The organism is Agrobacterium sp. SUL3 (genome assembly GCF_001263295.1).
Classification (GTDB): domain Bacteria; phylum Pseudomonadota; class Alphaproteobacteria; order Rhizobiales; family Rhizobiaceae; genus Agrobacterium; species Agrobacterium tomkonis.
On the sequence record NZ_KQ414531.1, the window covers coordinates 1 to 22,240 of the forward strand.

Here is a 22,240-nt window from a genome sequence, read left to right on the forward strand (position 1 = left end):
GACCTCGGCTGTCTAAACCAGCCCGAAAAAACGGCCGCCTGCCTGCATCAGCCGGGCTTGCGCTGCCCGGCTGATGCATCCAAGTAAACCACAAATCGTCCACACAAGCCCGAGGATGACTGAGAAAACTGAATGCTTTTCAGTTCAGCGCCACCGCGATCTCCGCGGCCAGCTGGGCATTATTACGCACCAGCGCGATATTGGTTTCCAGGCTGCGGCCATCCGTCAGTCGGAAGATGTCGCCGAGCAGGTAGGGGGTAACTTCCTTGCCGGTGACCTCGTCGCGCTCCGCATGGGAGATGGCGCGGTTGATGTAGATTTCCATTTCTTCGCGGGGGATTTCGTCTTCTTCCGGCACGGGGTTGGCGATCAGCATGCCGCCATCAATACCGAGCTGTTCGCGGGTGGTCTGGAAATTGGCGATTGCCGCCGGGCTGTTCAGCGAAAGCGGGCTTGCCAGGCCGGAGGAGCGCGACCAGAAGGCCGGGAATTCTTCCGAGCCGAAGGTGACGACAGGTACGCCGTTGGTTTCGAGAACCTCGAGCGTCTTTGGGATGTCGAGGATCGCCTTGGCGCCGGCGCAGACGACGATGACGCCGGTCTTGGCAAGTTCGGTCAGATCGGCGGAGATGTCGAACGTCTCCTCCGCGCCCTTGTGCACACCGCCGATGCCGCCGGTGGCGAAAACGCGGATGCCGGCGCGGGCAGCGGCAATCATGGTGGCGGCAACCGTGGTGGCGCCGGTGCGGCGCTCGGCAATTGCGAAGGCGATATCGGCGCGCGAGACCTTCATGGCGTCAGTGGTCTGGGCGAGCGCCTCCAGCTGGTCCTTTTCGAGACCGATGTGCAGGGTGCCGTGAATGACGGCGATGGTCGCCGGAACGGCGCCCTGGTCGCGAATGATCTGTTCGACGCTTTCGGCCATCTCGATATTGCCGGGATAGGGCATGCCATGGGTGATGATGGTCGATTCAAGTGCCACGATCGGCGCACCGCGCTGCTTGGCGGCTGCGACTTCCCGTGAATAAACGATGGGCAGGATCGGGGAGATGGAGCGGGTCATTTATTCTGTTCCAATTCTTGAAAGCGGGTTCATGCCAGTATTTCAGCTTCGGGAACAAGTCCCAACATGGCATCGACACTGTCTTTTGATAAATCCTGCGAGGTGGCGAAGGGCGATTGCACGGTGATGGCCGCTGCGGCCGCGCCCTGTCTCAGCGCTTCCGCGATGGTCTTTCCCTCGGCGATCGCGGCAAGATAACCGGAGGCCATGGCGTCGCCGGCGCCGGTCACGTCCTTCACCTCGCGGATAAGGGGCGGGTTGAGCGTTACGGTTTGCGTCGCATCGAAAGCCACGACCTCGCTTGCGCCGCGGGTGACGACGCCGCCAGCAAGCCCGGCCTTGCGCAGAATGCCGGGCCAGTCGCGGACATTCGCCGCCGTCTCTCCGGTTAGTGCTCGTGCCTCCGCCTCGTTCATGAAGAGAATGTCGATATCGGCAAGCGCGCCTTTCAGTTTCACCGCCTTGGCGGGGGAAATGGCGATGGCAGCCAGCGGCTTTTCGCAGGCGCGGGCGACAAGGCCGAGTGCCGTCAGCGTATCATCAGGCAGATTGGCGTCGCAGAGCAGAAAGTCGCTTGCCGTGATCGCCTCGCGCACGGCGCGCACTTTCAGGCGGCGCGGGGTAAAGAGCTTGTAGAGGTCCATATCGGCAAGGGCGATGACCAGATTGCCGTCACGCTCCAGAATGGCGGTGTAGCTCGGCGTGCGGCGGTCAAGGAAAATGAAGGGCGTATCTTCGACGCCGGCATATTTTGCGGCCTCCGCCACCGCTTCGCCTGTCACGTCGCCGCCGCGTGGCGCGATGATGCGGACGGCAAAACCGAGCCGGGCAAGATTGCGCGCCGCGTTAAAACCGCCGCCGCCTGCCTCCTCCATCCAGGAGCCGGGATTGCTGGCGCCGGGCGCCGTCTCAGTCTCGATCATGCCGCGCCTGTCGATATGCGCGCCGCCCAGAACGAGTATTTTCTTCACGCTTGCGTTTCCCTCTTTGGCGGATGGAAAGGCCGGACGATTCGGCCGAACCTCCTGTCCGTTCCCCTGTCACTTCTCGTTTGCGGCGATAGGCCGGAGCCGAAAAACAAAGATAGAACAAACCACTTATCGCTATTTGTTTTCAATATGCTGGCCGCGCCTTGCGAAATGAGAACAAATGGAGTACATACCATTTCCATACTGCTTCATTGCCTGTGCGGCTTCAATAACCTAAAGGTGGTTCAGATGGCACAAAATTCTTTGCGTCTCGTAGAGGATAAATCCGTGGATAAAAGCAAGGCACTGGAAGCGGCGCTCTCCCAGATCGAACGGTCGTTCGGCAAGGGATCGATCATGAAGCTCGGTTCCAATGAAAATGTGGTTGAAGTGGAAACCGTTTCGACGGGTTCGCTCAGCCTGGATATCGCGCTCGGCATCGGCGGTCTGCCGAAGGGGCGTATCGTTGAAATTTATGGTCCGGAAAGCTCGGGTAAAACGACGCTGGCGTTGCAGACCATTGCGGAAGCCCAGAAGAAGGGCGGTATCTGCGCCTTCGTGGATGCCGAACATGCGCTCGATCCGGTCTATGCCCGCAAGCTGGGTGTGGATTTGCAGAGCCTGCTGATTTCGCAGCCGGATACGGGCGAGCAGGCGCTTGAGATCACCGATACGCTGGTTCGTTCCGGCGCGGTCGACGTTCTGGTCGTCGATTCGGTCGCGGCACTGACGCCGCGGGCGGAAATCGAAGGCGAGATGGGCGACAGCCTGCCGGGTCTTCAGGCGCGTCTGATGAGCCAGGCGCTGCGCAAGCTGACCGCTTCGATCTCCAAGTCGAAGTGTATGGTGATCTTCATCAACCAGATCCGCATGAAGATCGGCGTCATGTTCGGTTCGCCGGAAACGACGACGGGCGGTAATGCGCTGAAGTTCTACGCCTCCGTACGCCTTGACATTCGCCGCATCGGCGCCGTCAAGGAGCGCGAAGAGGTGGTCGGCAACCAGACGCGTGTGAAGGTTGTCAAGAACAAGATGGCGCCGCCCTTCAAGCAGGTGGAATTCGACATCATGTATGGCGAAGGCGTTTCCAAGACTGGCGAGCTTGTCGATCTCGGCGTGAAGGCCGGTATCGTCGAGAAATCCGGTGCATGGTTCTCTTATAACAGCCAGCGTCTGGGGCAGGGGCGTGAGAACGCCAAGACCTTCCTGCGCGACAATCCGGAAACGGCCAATGAGATCGAGCTGGCGCTGCGTCAGAATGCCGGTCTGATCGCTGACCGCTTCCTGCAGAATGGCGGTCCGGATGCCGGCGATAGCGACGGTGACGGCGACGAGGGCTGACACCTCAAAAAAGGGGCCGGGCATAGAGCGTCTGGCCACTTTGCCGAAATGAGCTGATCGAAACGAAATGGGCCGTGCGATTTTCCCTCGCTTGGCCCTTTTTGTTTGTCGATGCGCCTTGGTTTGCCTGCATGGCTGGACAGGGCAGGATACGGACGATAAAAGCCATTGATTTTGCAATATAGCCATCATTTGTGATGGCAATGATGGACTCCAGCTGTGAGCGGTGTGTGGGCATGAGCGGTGTAAATGAAATTCGGTCGACCTTTCTCGACTACTTCAAAAAGAATGGACACGAGATCGTGCCCTCCAGCCCGCTGGTGCCGCGCAACGATCCGACATTGATGTTCACCAATGCCGGCATGGTGCAGTTCAAGAACGTCTTCACCGGCCTTGAGAGCCGTCCTTATTCCACCGCCGCTTCGGCGCAGAAATGCGTGCGTGCCGGCGGCAAGCATAACGACCTCGACAATGTCGGTTATACCGCCCGTCACCATACCTTCTTCGAAATGCTCGGCAATTTTTCCTTCGGCGATTATTTCAAGGAAGAGGCGATCACCCATGCCTGGAACCTGATCACCAAGGAATTCGGCATCGACCGCAATCGCCTGCTGGTCACGGTCTATCACACCGATGACGAGGCCTTTAATCTCTGGAAGAAGATCGCCGGCTTTTCCGACGACCGCATCATCCGCATCCCGACCAGCGACAATTTCTGGGCGATGGGCGATACCGGTCCCTGCGGTCCCTGTTCGGAAATCTTCTACGATCATGGCGATCATATCTGGGGCGGCCCACCCGGCTCGCCGGAAGAGGATGGCGACCGGTTCATCGAAATCTGGAACCTCGTCTTCATGCAATATGAGCAGCTGACGAAGGAAGAGCGCATCGACCTGCCGCGCCCGTCGATCGACACCGGCATGGGCCTCGAGCGCATTTCGGCGCTGCTGCAAGGCAAACACGACAATTACGATACGGACCTGTTCCGCGCATTGATCGCCGCTTCCGTCGAAGCGACCGGTGTTCCGGCCGAAGGTGAAAAGCGCGCCAGCCATCGCGTCATCGCCGATCACCTGCGCTCGTCCGCTTTCCTCATCGCCGATGGCGTTCTGCCGTCCAATGAAGGCCGTGGTTATGTCCTGCGCCGCATCATGCGCCGCGCCATGCGCCATGCCGAGCTTCTGGGCTCGCGCGAGCCGCTGATCTACAAGCTTTTGCCGGCGCTGGTGCAGCAGATGGGCCGTGCCTATCCGGAACTGGTCCGCGCCGAGGCGCTGATTTCCGAAACGCTCAAGCTTGAGGAAACCCGTTTCCGCAAGACGCTGGAGCGCGGCCTGTCGCTGCTCTCCGACGCCACGTCGACGTTGCACAAGGGTGACATGCTTGATGGTGAAACGGCCTTCAAGCTTTATGACACCTATGGTTTCCCGCTCGACCTGACGCAGGATGCACTGCGCGCCCGCGAAATCGGCGTCGATATTTCCGGCTTCACCGATGCCATGCAACGCCAGAAGGCGGAAGCCCGTTCGCACTGGGCCGGTTCCGGCGACAAGGCGACAGAGACCGTCTGGTTCGAGCTGAAGGAAAAATTTGGCGCGACCGAATTCCTCGGTTATGACACGGAAACCGCCGAAGGCGTCATTCAGGCGATCGTCAAGGACGGCAAGGCGGTGGACAATGCCGCCGATGGAGAAACGGTCCAGATCGTCGTTAACCAGACGCCGTTTTATGGTGAGTCCGGCGGCCAGATGGGCGATACGGGCGTGATTACCGGCGAAAATGGCGCCTTCACGGTTTCCGAAACCCAGAAGAAGGGCGAAGGCCTGTTCGTGCATTCCGGCACCGTCTCCAAGGGCGGCCTGAAGCTCGGCGATGCCGTGCAGCTGACCGTCGATCATGATCGCCGTTCGCGTCTGCGCGCCAACCATTCCGCCACACACCTGCTGCATGAGGCGCTGCGCGAAGTGCTCGGCACCCATGTTGCCCAGAAGGGTTCGCTGGTCGCGCCCGAGCGCCTGCGCTTTGACGTTTCGCATCCCAAACCGATGTCGGCCGAGGAGTTGAAGGTCGTTGAGGATATGGCGAACGAGATCGTGTTGCAGAACTCGCCTGTTGTCACCCGCCTGATGAGCGTCGATGACGCCATTGCCGAGGGCGCCATGGCGCTGTTCGGTGAAAAATATGGCGACGAAGTTCGCGTGGTGTCGATGGGCACCGGCGTTCATGGCGCGAAGGCCAACCGTCCCTATTCGGTCGAGCTTTGCGGCGGCACCCATGTGGCAGCCACCGGCCAGATCGGTCTCATCCGCATTCTCGGCGAAAGCGCCGTTGGTGCGGGTGTGCGCCGTCTTGAAGCCGTAACGGGTCAGGGTGCGCTTGCCTATCTCGCCGAGCAGGATGAGCGGGTGAAGGCATTGGCTTCATCGCTGAAGGTTCAGCCGGGCGACGTGCTGTCGCGCGTTGAAGGGCTGCTTGACGAGCGCAAAAAGCTGGAGCGTGAGCTTGCCGATGCCCGCAAGAAGCTCGCCATGGGCGGTGGTTCGTCGGATTCGGGCGCAAACGATGTCCAGCAGGTCGCGGGCGTCAATTTCCTTGCGAAATCCCTGTCCGGCATCGATGCCAAGGATCTCAAGGGTCTTGCCGATGAGGCCAAGGCCAATATCGGCTCTGGCGTTGTGCTGCTGATTGCGGTTTCTGACGATGGCAAGGCAAGCGCCGTTGCTGCCGTTACCGAAGATCTGACGGCCCGTTTCAGTGCCGTCGATATCGTCCGCACCGCTTCGGCCGCGCTTGGCGGCAAGGGAGGCGGCGGACGCCCGGATATGGCACAGGCCGGAGGCCCGGATGGCGCCAAGGCCCAGGAGGCCATCGAAGCGGTGGCCGCGGCACTGGCGGCCTGATCCGGAAAGATTGAGGAAGGGGCGGGGTTTTACCCCGCCTTTTTTAATTCTACGCTGAGGCTTGCGAGAGATGGCATGGACCATCGAGCGCTGAAGACGGGGAGGAGGGCATGCGATGCGCTTTGTAAATCCCATCCCTTTCGTGCGCGATATAGACCGCTCCAGGGCGTTTTATCGTGACCGACTCGGTCTCCAAATATTGCGGGACTTCGGGAATTTCGTTCTCTTTGAGGGCGGCTTTGCCATCCATGAGGGGCGGTCGCTTGAGGAGACTGTCTGGCAAGCACCATCAGGCATGGAAGAGCCCTATGGCAGGAGAAACCTGCTGCTGTATTTCGAGCACGCAGATGTGGATGCGGCTTTTCAAAATATCGCACCGTATGTCGAGCTTATCCATCCGGTTCAGAGGCAGGCCTGGGGACAGAGAGTATTCCGCTTTTATGATCCGGACGGGCATGCAATCGAGGTCGGAGAACCGCTCGGCCAATCCGATGAGTAGACCCGCCGCAAAGATCGACCCAGTGGGCGATTTTCGGACGGGCCGTGGTTCGTTCTTTGCAATATCGCGGCCGATTATCCCGTCGCCTGCAAATCTTTCGCCGCGTCTTCATCAAGCTGGGCAGCGCGCTTGAAGGCCGGGCGTTCGGTGAGATGCGCCATGTAGTCGATAAAGGCCGGGCGTTTTTCGATCGTGCCGAAATGCAGCCCCCAGCCGATATGGGCGCCGACATAAACATCGGCTGCGGTGAAGAGATCGCCGGCAATGAAACGGTTTTCGCTGACCGCCCGTTCAAGCGTGTTCATCACATCCGCATAGCTGCCACAGCCCGCCATGCGCAGTTTTTCCTTCGGCACTTCAAAACCCATCGCCTTCATGCTGGCCGCCATTTCCAGCGGGCCAGCGGCGAAAAACATCCAGCGGTAATAAAGCCCGCGTGCCTTCGGTGTCGGTGCGAGGTTGGCGCCGGGAAAGGCGTCGGCCAGATAAGCGCAGATCGCCGCCGCCTCGGTGACGATGGTATCGCCATGTTTGATGGCCGGCACCTTGGCCATCGGGTTTATCAGCCGATAGGCGGGCGATTTCATCGAGGTTTCGAAACTCAATATTTCCGTTTTATAAGGAACACCCACTTCTTCAAGCATCCAGCGCGCGATGCGTCCGCGCGACATGGGATTGGTGTAGAAGATCAACTCACTCATAGTCCTGCCTCCCCAAGCAAAATCGCCGCAGCCTCATGGGGAAACCCGGCGGGTCCCTCACTGGCGCGGTGTGTTTTTATAATCCGCAGCATCATTCTCACGCTCCTTGAAGATCGTACTGACGCTGCGGTAAGTTTTGACTGCGCCGGGCAAGTTATCTGTAAGTAGATGCTGTTTCAGCTTTGTCTTATTGTTGTGCTGGCCACGGCACGGCGCAGAATCGAAGTCTGCGCCTAGTGCAACGTCTAATCAAGATACTGTGAACAAAAAAAGAAAACCGGGCGTTTCGACCCGGTTTTCCAGTTTTTTCCACCTTTTTTCTGCCCGTGCCGCGGCGCTGACGTTTCAGCTTTATGGCGCAAAAAAACCCGGCGCTGAGGCCGGGTTTTAATGTCACTGAGTGAAGAGGCTTAAGCCGCCATCGCCTTCTTGAGGTTCTCGTCGATCTTGTCGAGGAAAGCGGTGGTGGAGAGCCAGGGCTGGTCCGGACCGATGAGCAGGGCCAGATCCTTGGTCATGAAGCCGCTTTCGACGGTGTCGACGCAGACGGTTTCGAGCGTTGTCGCGAACTTTGCCAGTTCCGCATTGTCGTCCAGCTTGGCGCGGTGGGCGAGGCCACGGGTCCAGGCGAAGATCGAAGCGATCGAGTTGGTCGAGGTTTCCTGACCCTTCTGGTGCTGGCGGTAGTGGCGCGTCACCGTGCCATGTGCCGCTTCGGCTTCGACCGTGCGGCCATCCGGCGACAGGAGAACCGAGGTCATCAGGCCGAGCGAGCCGAAGCCCTGCGCAACCGTGTCGGACTGAACGTCGCCATCATAGTTCTTGCAGGCCCAGACGTAACCGCCGGACCACTTGAGCGCGGAAGCGACCATGTCGTCGATCAGGCGGTGCTCATAGATGATGCCGACTTCGTCGAACTTCGCCTTGAACTCAGTCTGGTAGACTTCTTCGAAGATATCCTTGAAGCGACCGTCATAGGCCTTGAGGATGGTGTTCTTGGTGGACAGGTAAACCGGCCACTTGCGCATCAGGCCGTACATCATGGATGCGCGGGCGAATTCGCGGATGGATTCGTCGAGGTTGTACATGGCAAGTGCCACGCCGGCGCTCGGGGCGTCGAAGACGTCCTTCTCGATGACCTGACCGTCTTCACCGACGAACTTGATCGTCAGCTTGCCCTTGCCGGGGAACTTGAAATCGGTTGCCTTGTACTGATCGCCGAAAGCGTGGCGGCCGACGACGATCGGCTTGGTCCAGCCGGGAACGAGGCGCGGAACGTTCTTGCAGATGATCGGCTCGCGGAAGATGACGCCGCCCAGAATGTTGCGGATCGTGCCGTTCGGGCTCTTCCACATCTGCTTCAGGCCGAATTCCTCGACGCGGGCTTCATCCGGGGTGATGGTGGCGCACTTGATGCCGACGCCGTGCTTCTTGATGGCGTGTGCCGCATCGACCGTGACCTGGTCGTTGGTGGCATCGCGGTTTTCAACCGAGAGGTCGTAATATTCGATATCGAGATCGAGGTATGGCAGGATCAGCTTGTCCTTGATCAGCTGCCAGATGATACGGGTCATTTCGTCGCCGTCGAGATCAACGACTGGATTGGCTACCTTGATCTTTGCCATGAATTCCTCACCTTCGAAGCTGTGGCGCCTGATGACGCCGGTATCCGGAAAAATATCCGGTGCGGCTATAGCATCGCGAGCGTCTGAGGCAAAGCCATGGGGGGCGCTTTTTTGGCGCAGCGCAGCAGTGGATTGCGCATTGCCAAACCATAATGCCGGAATACAGTCAGGCGAATCGCTTCGCCCGCCTGTCGGGCCTATCCCGGGATCACATCATGCGGAATATTCTGCTTCTGACTGCCGCCGTTCTCTTTTCGCACAGCGCGCTCGCCGCCGGGCCTGCCGACCCCGTCCAGAAGGTGATGGATATTACCGTCAAGAACTGGTCCGGCGACGCCGAAAACTGGAAATATATTTTCGACGAGGACATGCTGACCAGCCTGTTCAGCAAGGACTTCGTGACCCAATATCGCGAAGCATCCAAGAAGCCGGCTTATGAGGCGGAAAGCGGTGAGACTGGCGATCCCTTCGGTTACGATGTGGTGACGAACTCGCAGGACGGCTGCCCGCTGGCGGATGTTTCGGTGACGCCGGGCGCGGTGAAGGACGGCGTGACTGATGTGACGGCGAAATTCAAGCTGTGGGCCTGCATGGATGAGGCGGAAATGAAGGCGACCGTCGATGAAGTTCATTTCGATGTCATCGAGGAAGACGGCCGGCCGGTCATCAGCGACATTCACCGGGTCGGCGATGAGGGCAGGGACTCGTTGCGCGAAGAAATGGCAAATATCATCAAGGGGGAGTGAGGGCGGAGATGCGGATGTTGGGGCGCTTGAAAACCTCTCCTCCGTCATGCTCGGGCTTGTACCTGTTATCTGCAACAGATTGATTTTACGAGACGCACGTGGATCCTTGGGACAGGCCCGAGGATGACGTCGAATGTGAGGTGGCAAGTTCTGTATCCACTCGAAGGTTGCCATTCGCCCCTTCCAACTTTGATTTTAGCGCCGATCTGTGCCAGTGAGGCGCGCTCTACAGTATCGGCGTGAAAGTCGATGCGGCGCTTTTAAAAAAACGGACAAATGACGATGGCAGGCACTAACAGCGAGCTTGAACTTCTGGCGGAAGGCCCGGCGATCATTCTGGTCGAACCGCAGCTCGGCGAAAATATCGGCATGGTGGCGCGGGCAATGGCCAATTTTGGCCTTTCCGAATTGCGTCTGGTCAATCCGCGTGATGGCTGGCCGAGCGAGAAGGCGCGTGCTGCCGCTTCCAAGGCCGATCACGTTATCGACGGCACCAGGGTGTTCGAGACGCTGGAAGAGGCGGTCAAGGATCTCAATTTCGTTTATGCCACGACGGCGCGCGAGCGTTACGGTTTCAAGCCGGTGCGCGCGCCGGTGACCGCCGCCGATACGCTCAGGGCAAAATTCAAGGCCGGCGAAAAGACCGGCATCCTGTTCGGGCGGGAGCGCTGGGGGCTGACCAATGAGGAGGTGGCGCTGGCCGACGAGATCGTGACCTTCCCGGTAAACCCCGCCTTTGCCTCGCTCAACATTGCGCAGGCCGTGCTGCTGATGTCCTATGAATGGATGAAATCAGGCATGGACGACCTGGATGAAACGCTTTTCCAGTCCGTCGAGCAGCGACCTTCGACCAAGGAACAGGTTTTCGGCCTGTTCGAACATATCGAGGAAGCGCTGGATGCGCGTGGTTATTTCCATCCTGCTGAAAAAAAGCCGAAAATGGTCGACAATCTGCGTGCCGTGCTGTCGAGACGGGGTTTCTCCGAGCAGGAAATCAGCGTTTTCCGCGGCGTGATCAATTCGCTCGACCGTTTCCCCCGGCAGTGGCCAAAGCAGTCAGGCCGGGCGGCGCCGTCGGCCGAAGGCGCCAATTCGGAGAGGACCGGGGAGAATGCTGAAGACGAGTGAGGCCACGGCCGATGTGCTGAAACCGGTGCTGGTGTTTGATTCCGGCATTGGCGGGCTGACGGTGCTGCGCGAAGCGCGCGTGCTGATGCCCGAGCGCGGTTTCATCTATGTGGCCGACGATGCGGGTTTTCCCTATGGCGGCTGGGAAGAGGAAGCGCTGAAGACGCGTATTCTCTCGCTCTTCGAAACGCTGCTGCAGGATTATAGTCCGGAAGTCTGCATCATCGCCTGCAATACCGCCTTCACGCTCGCCGGGGCCGATCTTCGGGCGCGGTTTCCGGACATGACTTTTGTCGGCACCGTTCCCGCCATCAAGCCGGCTGCGGAACGCACCCGCTCCGGCCTCGTCTCCGTGCTGGCGACGCCGGGCACCGTCAAGCGTGCCTATACGCGCGATCTCATCCAATCCTTCGCCACACAGTGCCATGTCCGTCTCGTGGGCTCTGAAAATCTGGCGCGCATGGCGGAAAGCTGGATCAGGGGTGAGCCGGTTTCGGACGAGGCGGTCCTGGCCGAAATCGAGCCGTGCTTCATTGATAGTGACGGCAAGCGCACCGATATCGTCGTTCTCGCCTGCACCCATTACCCCTTCATGGCCAACGTGTTTCGCCGGCTCGCTCCATGGCCGGTGGACTGGCTTGATCCGGCAGAAGCGATTGCGAGGCGGGCGCGCCATCTGGTGCCGCTGCCGCAGGATGCGGAACACCCCGATGGTTTCGACTTTGCCGTCTTCACATCCGGCAAGCCGGATTTTGCCACACGGCGGTTGATGCAAGGGTTCGGTCTCAGCGTTTCGGCGGTCTGAGTTTGCTGCCTTAGCGCCTGTTGCATTTTTGCATCTATCCTGTGTGACTTTTACAATTCGAGATTGCGGCCACTTGTCGCGCCTGACGTCTCGTGTAAGATGCTCCTTGTCTGTAACCGCTATTAAAGGAGGCGTGGAATGACTGACAATTTTAATATGCGCCTTAACGGCATGTCTGGCATTTCCGGCATGGTCATCGGTGGTTACATGTTCCGAGGCATCAACCTCCGATAAGGCTTATTGCCTGATTTCCTTGCCGTTTGGCATTTTCACTTCGTTCGACATCTGAAATTGTGCGTTCGCGTGGCCTGAGTGTTGCGCCCGTCGTTCCGGCATGTCGCTTTCCATCGATAAAGGACCCGGCCGCTTCGCCGCGCCGGGATGGATTTCCCATGCAGAAAAATCAACCATTGGTAGCATATGCGCTGCCGGATGCGGTCGACCGTTTGTTCGTCACCTTCGGCGTCTGGAAAACCTTAAAGGCGGTTCTTGTCGCGGCCATGGTGCCGCGTGCGCCGCCGACGGATATCGCCGATCTACCCGAACGTATGCTGGACGATATCGGCCTCGAGCCCTCTAAGCGGAAGATGCGTCGGGACTGGGCGCCGCCTTACTGGGCGCCGCGGTTTTGATGGTGGTGAGGCTCTCTGACGACGGAAAGAAATGTTGGAGAGGCTTGATGCGTCCTTTAATATTGTTTGTGTCGATGCGATGGGAGCCAGTGTTCGCCCAGACTATGGACAAAGCTCGAAACACTCGCCTCCGTCATGCCGGACCTGATCCGGCATTCAGCCACGGCGCGTCTGCGCCGTGGAAAGAGTCTTACGCGATCAAAGACTTGATCGTGCTGGACCCTGGATCCAGTCCGGGGTGACGGAGTGTGAGGCTACGATGTCGGCAAAATTATCTGTCTTGCACGTCCGACCTTGCGGTGCGGCTGGAGCGGGCAGGTGTCAGCACAGCCCGCGCATGGCTTGCCATGCAGTCGAATTACGATCTTGCGCAGGCGATGAAACGCGAGCAGCCGCCCGTTCGTCCGCTGGATGACAGGGCGGCATAATCTTCGAAGTTTAGGCTTGATACCTCTCGGTTTCCATGGCTTGCTCACCGCATTGAGTGAAGGGAGATTTCATCATGCCGCTGGAGAACTGGCTGGCCTTCGTGGCCGCATCCGCCATCATGCTCGCCATTCCGGGACCGACGATCCTGCTGGTGATTTCTTACGCGCTCGGTCATGGCCGCAGGGCCAGCACCGCGACGGTGACAGGTGTCGCGCTTGGTGATTTCACCGCGATGACGGCCTCGATGCTGGGGCTTGGGGCGCTGCTTGCCACATCGGCGGCACTTTTCACCGGCTTGAAATGGATCGGTGCGGCTTACCTTATCTATCTGGGCATCAAGCTGTGGCGTTCACCGGTTGCCGGCGAGGGTGCGGAAGGAACTGGTGTGACGGGCCGCGAAAGGCCGCTTAAAATCTTCCTGCATGCCTATATCGTGACGGCGCTGAACCCGAAAAGCATCGTGTTTTTCGTGGCGTTCCTGCCGCAGTTTCTGGTGCCGACATTGCCCTTCTGGCCACAGGTGCTGATTTTCGAAGCGACATTCCTGGTGCTTGCCACCGTCAACGCCGCCCTTTATGGACTTCTGGCAAGTGCCGCCCGCAACACGATCCGCAAGCCGAAGGTTCAGCGCATTGTCAACCGCACGGGCGGTGGTCTCCTGATCGGTGCCGGTCTCATTGCCTTTGGCTGGAAGAGGGCGGTCGCGCCGTAAGGCACCTCTCGATCGCCTGAAATTCGGACATAACAAAATGGCATTGCCGCATATACTTCTCGCCCTGATCACCGTGTTTTTGTGGGGCTTCAACTTCGTCGCCATCAAGGTCGGCGTTGCCGACATGCCGCCTCTGTTTCTGACGGGGGTGCGTTATTTCTTTGCCGCCGTGCCCCTGGTGTTCTTCCTGCCGAAGCCCAATGTGCCCTGGCGGCATATGATCGTTTACGGCATGGCGATGGGCTTCGTGCAATTTGGCCTGCTTTACCCGGCCATCAAGCTCGGCCTGCCGGCGGGGCTTGCTTCGCTCGTCATGCAGTCGCAGGCCTTCTTCACGCTCGCGCTTGCCGTGGTGTTTCTCGGCGAGCGGCCGTTGCCTTCACAGATCCTCGGCGCAATCATTGCGTTTGGCGGGCTGGCGGTCATCGGTTTGGAGCGCATGACGGCGGCAGCGCTGGTGCCGCTGCTGATGGGGGTCGGTTCGGCCATTGCCTGGGCCTGCGGCAACATCGTCAACCGTCGCATCGGCCAGGTGAATGCGGTTTCCTTTGTGGCATGGACGAGCCTTGTGCCAGTTCTGCCGTTGGTCCTGCTTTCGCTGGTGGTGGAGGGACCGGATGCGATTGCGGAAGGCCTGATCAATGCGACGCCGACGATGGCTTTCGTGGTGATCTACATGGCCTATGGTGCGACGATCGTCGGTGCGGGCATCTGGAGTTACCTGCTTCTGCGTTATCCGGCCGGGACGGTGGCGCCGTTTTCGCTGCTGGTGCCGATTGTCGGTTTCATCAGCGCCTATCTCGCTTTCGCAGAGCATATCACCGTCTTCGAAGTGGTCGGCGCCGCATTGGTCATCATCGGGCTGATGCTGAATGTGTTCGGCAGGCGGCTTTCATTTTTGCGGGTATCATCCGGGGCTGCCTAGAGGCAGTGCAATTGCCTGTGCATTATCGGCATGGGACAGACGCAACCGGCGATTTTTTGGTAAAGAGCATGTTCGGTCGCCGCCAGGGGAATCGGCCGGATCAGATGCAGCACGAGGAACGGAACATTGCAGGTCGGCATCGACATGGGAACCCTATCGGGCGGGCAGCAGGCCAAGCTCGATATCGAGGAATTGCTTGCGACACGTTTGCTGGTGCAGGGCAATTCCGGTTCCGGCAAGTCGCATCTCCTGCGCCGGCTGCTGGAGCAATCGGCGCAATGGGTGCAGCAGGTCATCATCGATCCCGAGGGTGATTTCGTCACGCTTTCCGACAAGTTCGGCCATGTGGTGGTGGATGGCGAGCGCACCGAAGCGGAACTTGCAGGTATCGCCAACCGCATTCGCCAGCACCGCGTTTCCTGCGTGCTGACGCTGGAAGGCCTTGATGTCGAACAGCAGATGCGGGCCGCAGCCGCCTTCCTCAACGGCCTGTTCGATGCCGATCGCGAATTCTGGTATCCCGTGCTTGTGGTGGTGGATGAGGCGCAAATGTTTGCGCCCTCCGTTGCCGGCGAAGTGACGGAGGATGCCCGCAAGGCGTCGCTGGGCGCCATGACCAATCTGATGTGCCGTGGCCGTAAACGCGGGCTTGCCGGCGTCATCGCCACCCAGCGTCTGGCGAAGCTCGCCAAGAACGTGGCGGCGGAAGCCTCGAACTTCCTGATGGGCCGCACCTTCCTCGATATCGATATGGCGCGTGCGGCCGATCTGCTCGGCATGGACCGGCGGCAGGCGGAAATGTTCCGCGATCTGCAGCGCGGCAACTTCGTAGCGCTCGGGCCTGCGCTGTCGCGCCGTCCGCTGCCCATCGTCATCGGTGCGGTGGAAACCTCGGCGCGCTCGTCCTCGCCGAAGCTGATGCCGCTGCCGGATGCGCCGCAGGATGTGGAAGACCTGATCTTCACGCCGGATCCGGAAGAATTCACGCGCGCTGTCGTGCGCCGCACGCCGCCGGCACCGCGTCCGACCACGGATATTCTGGCAGAGCTTTCCCGTTCCACGCCCCCTGCCGTTGGCCCTTCACCGGAGCAGTCTCCGCGCGCCGGTCAGCCGGAACTGACGCCGGAAGAGCGTGAGGAGAAGATCGGTGCGGTTCTCGTTGAAATTCTCGACGATCCGCAATCGGCCTATCGTACGGATGCCGTGCTTTATCAGGATTTTCTGGTGCGTGCCCGTATGCGCCGTATTCCCGGCACGCCGATGACGCTGCCGGAATTCCGCCGGCAGGTGGCGATTGCCCGCTCAGGCGTTGATGCGGCGATGGCGGCAAGCGAAGGCTGGGAGAAGGCTCTGGAATTGTCGATGTCGGTTTCTGATGATCTGCAGGGCGTCTTCCTGTTGCTGGTCAAGGCCGCTCTTGGCGAGGAGCCTTGTCCGTCGGATGCCCGCATCGCCCGCGCCTATGGCACCCATTCCGCCCGCCGCGCTCGCCGTCTGCTCGGTTATTTCGAGGAGAAGGAGCTTGTGGTGGTGCATGCCGATTTCTCCGGCAAGCGCATCGTGGCTTTCCCTGATCTCGACGCGAAGACCGCACCCGGCGATGCGGATGCGGCTGAGGATGATGCCAGACTGGCAGCGGAGTGAGGTAGGCAGGCTGCTTGTTTGACATACCTTCCGTCATGCCGGACTTGATCCGGCATCCAGCCACGGCGCGTCTGCGCCGTGAGACGAGTCTGTTGCGATCAAGGACTTGATCGCGCTGGACCCCGGATCAAGTCCGGGGTGACGGCGTGTGAGGAGGCGTTACTGCCTCCTCATCTTGCTCATCCTTACTCGATGGCCTTTTCTTCCTTTCGCGTTGCGATCAGCGAACCGACGATGCCGGTTGCGAGGATGGCGACCGTGACACCCAGCGAGACTGCGGGCGGGATCTTGGCGATGCCGAGCATATCCGCCACGAAAATCTTTGAACCGACGAAAACCAGAACCGCAGCCAGCGCATATTTCAGATAGGCGAAGCGGTGGATCAGGGCGGCGAGCGCAAAATAGAGGGCGCGCAGGCCAAGGATCGCGAAGATGTTTGAGGTGTAGACGATAAACGGATCGGTGGTGATCGCGAAGATCGCCGGGATCGAATCGACCGCGAAGATCAGGTCGGCGATTTCGACCATGATCAGCGCCAGAAACAGGGGCGTCACGAAGGTCTTCAGCTTGCCAGTGGCTGCATCCGTTTCCTTGACGAAGAACTTCTCGCCATGCAGCTTCTCCGTCACCGGCAGGCGGCTGCGCAGGAATTTCAGGATGCGGTTATTGCCGATATCGGCCTCGTCATGATCGGACGAGAACAGCATCTTGAGGCCCGTGAAGACGAGGAAGGCCGCAAAGAGATAAAGCACCCAGTGGAAGTTTTCGACGATGGCAGCACCACCGGCAATCATGATGCCGCGCAGGATGATGACGCCGAGGATACCCCAAAGCAGCACGCGGTGCTGATATTGGCGGGGAATGGCGAAATAGGAGAAGATCATGGCGATGATGAAGATATTGTCCATCGCCAGGCTTTTTTCGACCACGAAGCCGGTGACATATTCCATCGCCGACTGCTGGCCGGACTGATACCAGATCCAGCCGCCGAAGGCCAAGCCGATGGCGATGTAGAAGCCTGACATCAGCAGGCTTTCGCGAATGCCGATTTCCTTGGAATTCTTGTGCAGCACGCCCAGATCGAGCGCCAAGAGGCCAAGGACAAGAGAAATGAAGACCGCCCACATCCATGTGGGGGTACCGAGAAAATCGTTGAGGAGAAACTCCATCAGTCAACCTTTAGCCGGACGAGGTTGGCTTTGCGGATGGGGAACGTGTGTCAAGAATATACGTGGGCCCCAACCTAAAGAAACTCGACATCACGTGTTGTCCGGTAACACGTCAGAGGGGCCCGAGTTCTGATCACGATCGGTAAATGGGTGGCCCCTCGATGTTTTCAAGGGCAAGCTCGTAAAAAAAATCGGCAGGCGCTGTTTGACAAATTTGTAAAACGACTATAGAAGCCGCCCCAACGCCGGGCAGTGATGTCCGGTGTGTTTTGTTGACTGCCTTGCAGTTTAAAGGCTGACGTTCGGCGGTCAATATCACCGACATGTCCCGTGGTTTCTCCATTTGCATGTGAGAAGCCTGTCAGAGGCCCTGAAACGGGCTTCAGAGGAGGGCGTGTTTCCTTAAACCGGTTTGGTAACAGACCGGCATAACCTTTTGAGAAGGAAATACGATGAGCAAGCGCGAATCGGCCAAGTACAAAATCGACCGCCGCATGGGCGAAAACATCTGGGGTCGTCCGAAGTCCCCGGTAAACCGCCGCGAATACGGCCCGGGCCAGCACGGCCAGCGCCGCAAGGGCAAGATGAGCGACTTCGGCACGCAGCTGCGCGCCAAGCAGAAGCTCAAGGGCTACTACGGCGAACTGCGCGAAAAGCAGTTCCGCGCCACTTTCGACGAAGCAAACCGTCGCAAGGGCGATACTTCTGAAAACCTGATCGGCCTGCTCGAGTCGCGTCTGGACGCCATCGTCTACCGCGCCAAGTTCGTTCCGACCGTTTTCGCATCGCGCCAGTTCATCAACCATGGCCACGTCACGGTTAACGGCGTTCGCGTCAACATCGGTTCTTACCGTTGCAAGGCTGGCGACGTTATCGAAGTTCGTCAGAAGTCCAAGCAGCTGGTTACGGTTCTCGAAGCCGTTCAGCTCGCTGAGCGTGACGTTCCTGATTACATCGAAGTCGACCACAACAAGATGGTTGCGACCTACGCACGCGTTCCGTCGCTTTCCGACGTTCCGTACCCGGTCGTCATGGAACCGCATCTGGTCGTCGAATTCTACTCGCGTTAATCGACGCGTTTCAGTATTGAGAAAGCCGCCCCTCGGGGCGGCTTTTTTGTTTGCTGGGGAAGGCTTTGCATGCAGGATATTCAGGCGATCGTCGATTCCATTTACGACAGCATGCTGCCGCGGCTGGGTGAGGGGAAGGTTGCGGATTACATTCCCGAACTCGCCAAGGTCGATCCCAACCAGTTCGGCATTGCCATCACCACCGTCGATGGAACCACCTATACGGCCGGCAATGCGCTCACGCCGTTTTCGATCCAGAGCATCTCCAAGGTCTTCATGCTGACGCTGGCGCTCGGCAAGGCCGGTGAGACGGTGTGGAACCGGGTGGGGCGCGAACCTTCAGGCTCTTCCTTCAACTCCATCGTCCAGCTGGAACATGAGCACGGTATTCCGCGCAATCCCTTCGTGAATGCCGGCGCGATCGTGGTGACCGATATCGTTCTTTCCGGCCACCAGCCGCGTGAGGCAATCGGTGAGCTTCTGCGCTTCGTGCGCTATCTCGCGGATGATGATACGATCAGCATCGACGACACGGTGGCGAAATCCGAGCAGGCGACGGGTTTCCGCAATTTCGCACTCGCCAATTTCATGCGCTCCTTCGGCAATCTGCACCACCCGGTGGAACATACGCTCGGCGTTTATTTCCATCAGTGCGCACTCTCGATGACCTGCGCGCAGCTTTCGCGCGCCGGGCTGTTCCTTGCCAATCGCGGCCGCAACCCGCTGACGGGTCACACCGTGGTCTCCGACCGCCGCGCACGGCGCATCAATGCGCTGATGCTGACCTGTGGCCATTATGACGGATCGGGCGATTTCGCTTATCATGTCGGCCTGCCGGGCAAGAGCGGCGTCGGCGGCGGCATCATGGCGGTGGCGCCTGGCAATGCTTCGATTGCGGTCTGGTCGCCGGGTCTCAACAAGGTCGGCAATTCGGCGCTCGGGTCACAGGCGCTGGAATTGCTGGCGACGAAAACCGGCTGGTCGGTATTCGGGGCTTGATATTGCCGGCAGATGGGGGCATTGCCTGCACTAAGAACGGCAGTCGTGCCGGAGCGAGCTGATGATGAACATTCTCACCAAGATCGATGACTTTGTAGATCAGGTTGGCGCCGACCAGATTGGGGCGGATCAGGACGCGTCCGAGGAAAACGGCGGCTCGCATCCCCTGTTCGACAACGCGCCACGTTCGGTCTCGTTCAACAAGCTGCGCAAGCGGCTGCTGCGCAATGTGCGCCAGGCGTTTGAAGATTTCGGCATGCTGAACGGTCAGAAGCGCTGGCTGGTCGGCCTTTCCGGCGGCAAGGACAGCTATGGGCTGCTCGCGCTGCTGCTTGATCTCAAATGGCGCGGCCTTTTGCCAGTGGAGCTGGTGGCCTGCAATCTCGATCAGGGCCAGCCGAATTTTCCGAAGCATGTGCTGCCGGAGTATCTGGCGAAGATCGGCGTTGCCCATCGCATCGAATATCGCGATACCTATTCGGTGGTGAAAGAAAAGGTGCCTTCCGGCGGCACCTACTGTTCGCTCTGTTCGCGGCTCAGGCGCGGCAATCTCTACCGCATCGCGCGGGAGGAGGGCTGTGATGCGCTGCTGCTCGGTCACCACCGCGAGGATATTCTCGAGACCTTTTTCATGAACTTCTTCCATGGCGGTCGTCTTGCCGGCATGCCGGCGAAGCTGATGAATGACGAGGGCGACCTGATGGTCATGCGCCCGCTTGCCTATTGCGCCGAGGATGATATGGCGAAATTTGCGGCGGCGATGGAATTCCCAATCATTCCCTGCGACCTCTGCGGCTCTCAGGACGGGCTTCAGCGCAATGCCATGAAAGAGATGTTGGCCGACATCGAAAGGCGCATGCCGGGCCGCAAGGACGTGATGCTGCGGGCGCTTGCCCATGTTAATCCGTCGCATCTGCTTGATCCCAAGCTTTTTGATTTTTCGGCGCTTGCTGTCACCGGGGCGTCACCTGAAGAGCGTAGGGAGGCCAGCCCTCCCTGATGAAGAAGTGCCCCGCGCCATGAGCCTTTCCGATAAAGATATCGACTTCCTCGTTTCCACCGTCGCCGCTGCCGGCGCACAGGAAATTCTGCCCCGCTTCCGCAATTTGAGCGCAGGCGCGATCTCCGAAAAGACATCCGCCGTCGACCTTGTCACCGAGGCCGATATTCTGGCGGAAAAGGCGATTACTGCTGCTTTATTACAGCGGTTTCCGAAGGCCCACATCGTCGGCGAAGAAACGTATGAGGCGGACCCATCAGTCATTCCCGCCCTTGCCGATGCGCCGCTTGCCTTCGTGATCGATCCCATCGATGGCACGTTCAATTATGCTTCCGGCTTTCCCGCTTTCGGCACGCTGCTTGCAGTCACCGTCAAGGGTGAGACGGTGGCGGGCTTCATCCATGATCCCGTCATGGGCGATACCATTGTTGCGCTGAAAGGCGAGGGCGCTTATCTCCACCGCAAAAACGGCTCGCAGGCCAAGCTCAGGGTCGCGGATCCCGCGCCGCTATCCGAGATGGTTGGCATTTTTTCCTGGGGTCACAGCCACGAGGATCGCCGTCCTGTCATCGCCGCCAATATGGCGAAGATCAAGATGGCATTTTCGCTGAATTGTTCTGCCCATGAATATTGGCTTGCTTCGGCCGGCAAGCTGCATTTCATCGGCCATGAAAAGCTGATGCCGTGGGATCATCTTGCCGGTGTGCTCGTTCATCAGGAAGCGGGTGGTTACACGGCCCGTTTCGACAATACGCCCTACCGGCCGGGACAGACGGCGGGCGGCATCCTGTCGGCTCCCGACAAGGAAAGCTGGAAGATGCTGCGACGGGAAATCGTCGCCTTATAGCAGGTACATCACAAGGAAGGATATCGCCCATGGCTCTCGAACTCGACATCGCCTCTCTTGCCAACGCGCTTCAGGAGGCGGCGGCGGTGGAAATCCTGCCGCGGTTCCGCAATCTGGGCGATGGCGACGTCAGGATAAAGTCCGAGGCGATCGATCTCGTCACTGAGGCTGACGAGGCCGCCGAGCGGCTGATCCGCGCCCGCGTGCAGGACATCATGCCTGATGCGCTGTTCATCGGCGAAGAGGCTGTGGCGGCTGATGCTTCGCTGCTCGGCAAGCTTGCCGATGCCGATCTTGCCGTGGTGGTCGATCCGATCGACGGCACCTATAATTTCGCGTCCGGCCTGCCGCTGTTCGGCGTGATGATGAGCGTCATTTCCAAGGGTGAAACAGTGGCCGGCCTGATCTTCGATCCAATGGGCAATGACTGGGCGATTGCCGAAAAGGGTTCCGGCGCGTGGCTTTGTGGGGCAGATGGTTCGCAGACGCAGATGTCGGTCGTGACGGCGCCCCACCTGTCGCAGATGGTCGGCATCGCCAATACCGGATATTTTGACGTGGAGACCCGGCGCAAAATTCTCATGAACCTTGCGGATGTGCGGCTGTTCACCAGCTATCGCTGCGCCGCGCACGAATACCGCCTGTTCTGCGGCGGCCACATGCATTTCCTGATGTATAACAAGCTTATGCCCTGGGACCATCTGGCTGGGACGTTGATCTCGCAGGAATCGGGCGCCTACGCCGCCCGTCTCGATGGTTCGCCCTATCTGCCGCGCCATGTGGATGGCGGGCTGCTGCTGGCTCCAGATCAGGAGACCTGGGAATTGCTGCGCGAGAAGATTTTTACGGTGTGAGTTGCGCGACCACGTTGCGGTTCGATGGAGTTTACCGGTCTGACATCCGTCATCCTCGGGCTTGACCCGAGGATCCACAGGTGGTTGAGGCGATGGATCCTCGGGTCAAGCAACCGTGGAGTTATTGCTGGAAAGCAGGGTCTGATCGAGCGATAGCGTTGAGGATCGTGATGAGTTTTCGCA

At 59.4% G+C, this 22,240-nt stretch carries 21 protein-coding genes; 16 read left to right on the forward strand and 5 right to left on the reverse strand.

Going from position 1 to position 22,240, the window contains the following annotated elements; genetic code table 11:
* Positions 1-139: 139 nt before the first annotated feature.
* Positions 140-1,063: a pseudouridine-5'-phosphate glycosidase gene (locus AKG12_RS27400; protein WP_052821267.1), complete on the reverse strand. Its 924-nt coding sequence runs from the start codon at positions 1,061-1,063 to the stop codon at positions 140-142.
* A gap of 29 nt (positions 1,064-1,092) precedes the next feature.
* Entirely contained in the window at positions 1,093-2,034 is a 942-nt protein-coding gene (locus tag AKG12_RS27405; protein WP_082179082.1) for a carbohydrate kinase family protein, read from the reverse strand.
* A gap of 246 nt (positions 2,035-2,280) precedes the next feature.
* Between AKG12_RS27405 and recA the strand changes: the two genes are divergently transcribed.
* The 3 genes from recA (at position 2,281) to AKG12_RS27425 (ending at position 6,771) form a co-directional block, all read left to right on the forward strand.
* Positions 2,281-3,372: a recombinase RecA gene (gene recA / locus AKG12_RS27410; RefSeq protein ID WP_046798211.1), complete on the forward strand. Its 1,092-nt coding sequence runs from the start codon at positions 2,281-2,283 to the stop codon at positions 3,370-3,372.
* Between the two features lie 236 nt (positions 3,373-3,608).
* Entirely contained in the window at positions 3,609-6,272 is a 2,664-nt protein-coding gene (gene alaS / locus AKG12_RS27420; protein ID WP_052821269.1) for an alanine--tRNA ligase, read from the forward strand.
* Positions 6,273-6,387: 115 nt separating this feature from the next.
* A complete protein-coding gene (locus tag AKG12_RS27425) occupies positions 6,388-6,771 on the forward strand; it encodes a VOC family protein (RefSeq protein ID WP_052821270.1) in 384 nt (127 codons plus the stop codon).
* A 74-nt stretch (positions 6,772-6,845) separates the two neighbouring features.
* On the opposite strand, the gene AKG12_RS27430 is transcribed toward AKG12_RS27425, so the two are convergent.
* The gene (locus tag AKG12_RS27430) at positions 6,846-7,472 is read right to left on the reverse strand and encodes a glutathione S-transferase family protein (RefSeq protein WP_046798214.1); all 627 of its coding nucleotides are present in this window, start codon (positions 7,470-7,472) and stop codon (positions 6,846-6,848) included.
* Positions 7,473-7,882: 410 nt separating this feature from the next.
* Complete coding sequence (locus AKG12_RS27435; RefSeq protein WP_046798443.1) at positions 7,883-9,097, reverse strand: NADP-dependent isocitrate dehydrogenase; 1,215 nt, start codon at positions 9,095-9,097, stop codon at positions 7,883-7,885.
* Positions 9,098-9,312: 215 nt separating this feature from the next.
* On the opposite strand from AKG12_RS27435, the gene AKG12_RS27440 reads away from it, so the two are divergent.
* The 8 genes from AKG12_RS27440 to AKG12_RS27475 all read left to right on the forward strand — a co-directional run bounded on the left by AKG12_RS27440 (position 9,313) and on the right by AKG12_RS27475 (position 16,118).
* Positions 9,313-9,843, forward strand: coding sequence for a hypothetical protein (locus AKG12_RS27440; RefSeq protein WP_052821277.1), 531 nt, complete (start codon positions 9,313-9,315; stop codon positions 9,841-9,843).
* 282 nt (positions 9,844-10,125) lie between these two features.
* Positions 10,126-10,971: an RNA methyltransferase gene (locus tag AKG12_RS27445; RefSeq protein WP_052821278.1), complete on the forward strand. Its 846-nt coding sequence runs from the start codon at positions 10,126-10,128 to the stop codon at positions 10,969-10,971.
* A complete protein-coding gene (gene murI / locus AKG12_RS27450) occupies positions 10,955-11,776 on the forward strand; it encodes a glutamate racemase (protein WP_046798216.1) in 822 nt (273 codons plus the stop codon). The genes AKG12_RS27445 and murI overlap by 17 nt, the downstream gene beginning before the upstream one ends.
* A 392-nt stretch (positions 11,777-12,168) precedes the next feature.
* Entirely contained in the window at positions 12,169-12,408 is a 240-nt protein-coding gene (locus tag AKG12_RS27455) for a hypothetical protein (protein WP_052821279.1), read from the forward strand.
* Between the two features lie 248 nt (positions 12,409-12,656).
* Positions 12,657-12,836, forward strand: coding sequence for a helix-turn-helix transcriptional regulator (locus AKG12_RS30490; RefSeq protein ID WP_197283367.1), 180 nt, complete (start codon positions 12,657-12,659; stop codon positions 12,834-12,836).
* Between the two features lie 74 nt (positions 12,837-12,910).
* Complete coding sequence (locus tag AKG12_RS27465; protein ID WP_046798217.1) at positions 12,911-13,549, forward strand: LysE family translocator; 639 nt, start codon at positions 12,911-12,913, stop codon at positions 13,547-13,549.
* 37 nt (positions 13,550-13,586) lie between these two features.
* A complete protein-coding gene (locus AKG12_RS27470) occupies positions 13,587-14,474 on the forward strand; it encodes an EamA family transporter (RefSeq protein ID WP_046798218.1) in 888 nt (295 codons plus the stop codon).
* Positions 14,475-14,600: 126 nt separating this feature from the next.
* On the forward strand, positions 14,601-16,118 hold the full coding sequence (locus AKG12_RS27475) for a helicase HerA domain-containing protein (protein WP_052821271.1): 1,518 nt from the start codon (positions 14,601-14,603) through the stop codon (positions 16,116-16,118).
* Positions 16,119-16,303: 185 nt separating this feature from the next.
* Here the strand turns inward: AKG12_RS27475 and AKG12_RS27480 are convergent, their stop codons facing one another.
* Entirely contained in the window at positions 16,304-17,287 is a 984-nt protein-coding gene (locus AKG12_RS27480; RefSeq protein WP_052821272.1) for a TerC family protein, read from the reverse strand.
* Between the two features lie 452 nt (positions 17,288-17,739).
* Between AKG12_RS27480 and rpsD the strand changes: the two genes are divergently transcribed.
* From rpsD to AKG12_RS27505, 5 genes are all read left to right on the forward strand, one after another.
* The gene (rpsD, locus tag AKG12_RS27485) at positions 17,740-18,357 is read left to right on the forward strand and encodes a 30S ribosomal protein S4 (protein WP_046798221.1); all 618 of its coding nucleotides are present in this window, start codon (positions 17,740-17,742) and stop codon (positions 18,355-18,357) included.
* Between the two features lie 69 nt (positions 18,358-18,426).
* On the forward strand, positions 18,427-19,356 hold the full coding sequence (locus tag AKG12_RS27490; protein WP_046798222.1) for a glutaminase: 930 nt from the start codon (positions 18,427-18,429) through the stop codon (positions 19,354-19,356).
* 61 nt (positions 19,357-19,417) lie between these two features.
* Positions 19,418-20,356, forward strand: a complete 939-nt coding sequence (ttcA, locus tag AKG12_RS27495) for a tRNA 2-thiocytidine(32) synthetase TtcA (RefSeq protein ID WP_052821273.1) — start codon at positions 19,418-19,420, stop codon at positions 20,354-20,356.
* Between the two features lie 19 nt (positions 20,357-20,375).
* Positions 20,376-21,203, forward strand: a complete 828-nt coding sequence (locus tag AKG12_RS27500) for an inositol monophosphatase family protein (protein WP_052821274.1) — start codon at positions 20,376-20,378, stop codon at positions 21,201-21,203.
* A gap of 29 nt (positions 21,204-21,232) precedes the next feature.
* Positions 21,233-22,057 carry an inositol monophosphatase family protein gene (locus tag AKG12_RS27505; protein WP_052821275.1) on the forward strand — a complete coding sequence of 275 codons (825 nt, stop codon included), beginning with the start codon at positions 21,233-21,235 and terminating at the stop codon, positions 22,055-22,057.
* The last annotated feature ends 183 nt before the right edge of the window (positions 22,058-22,240 follow it).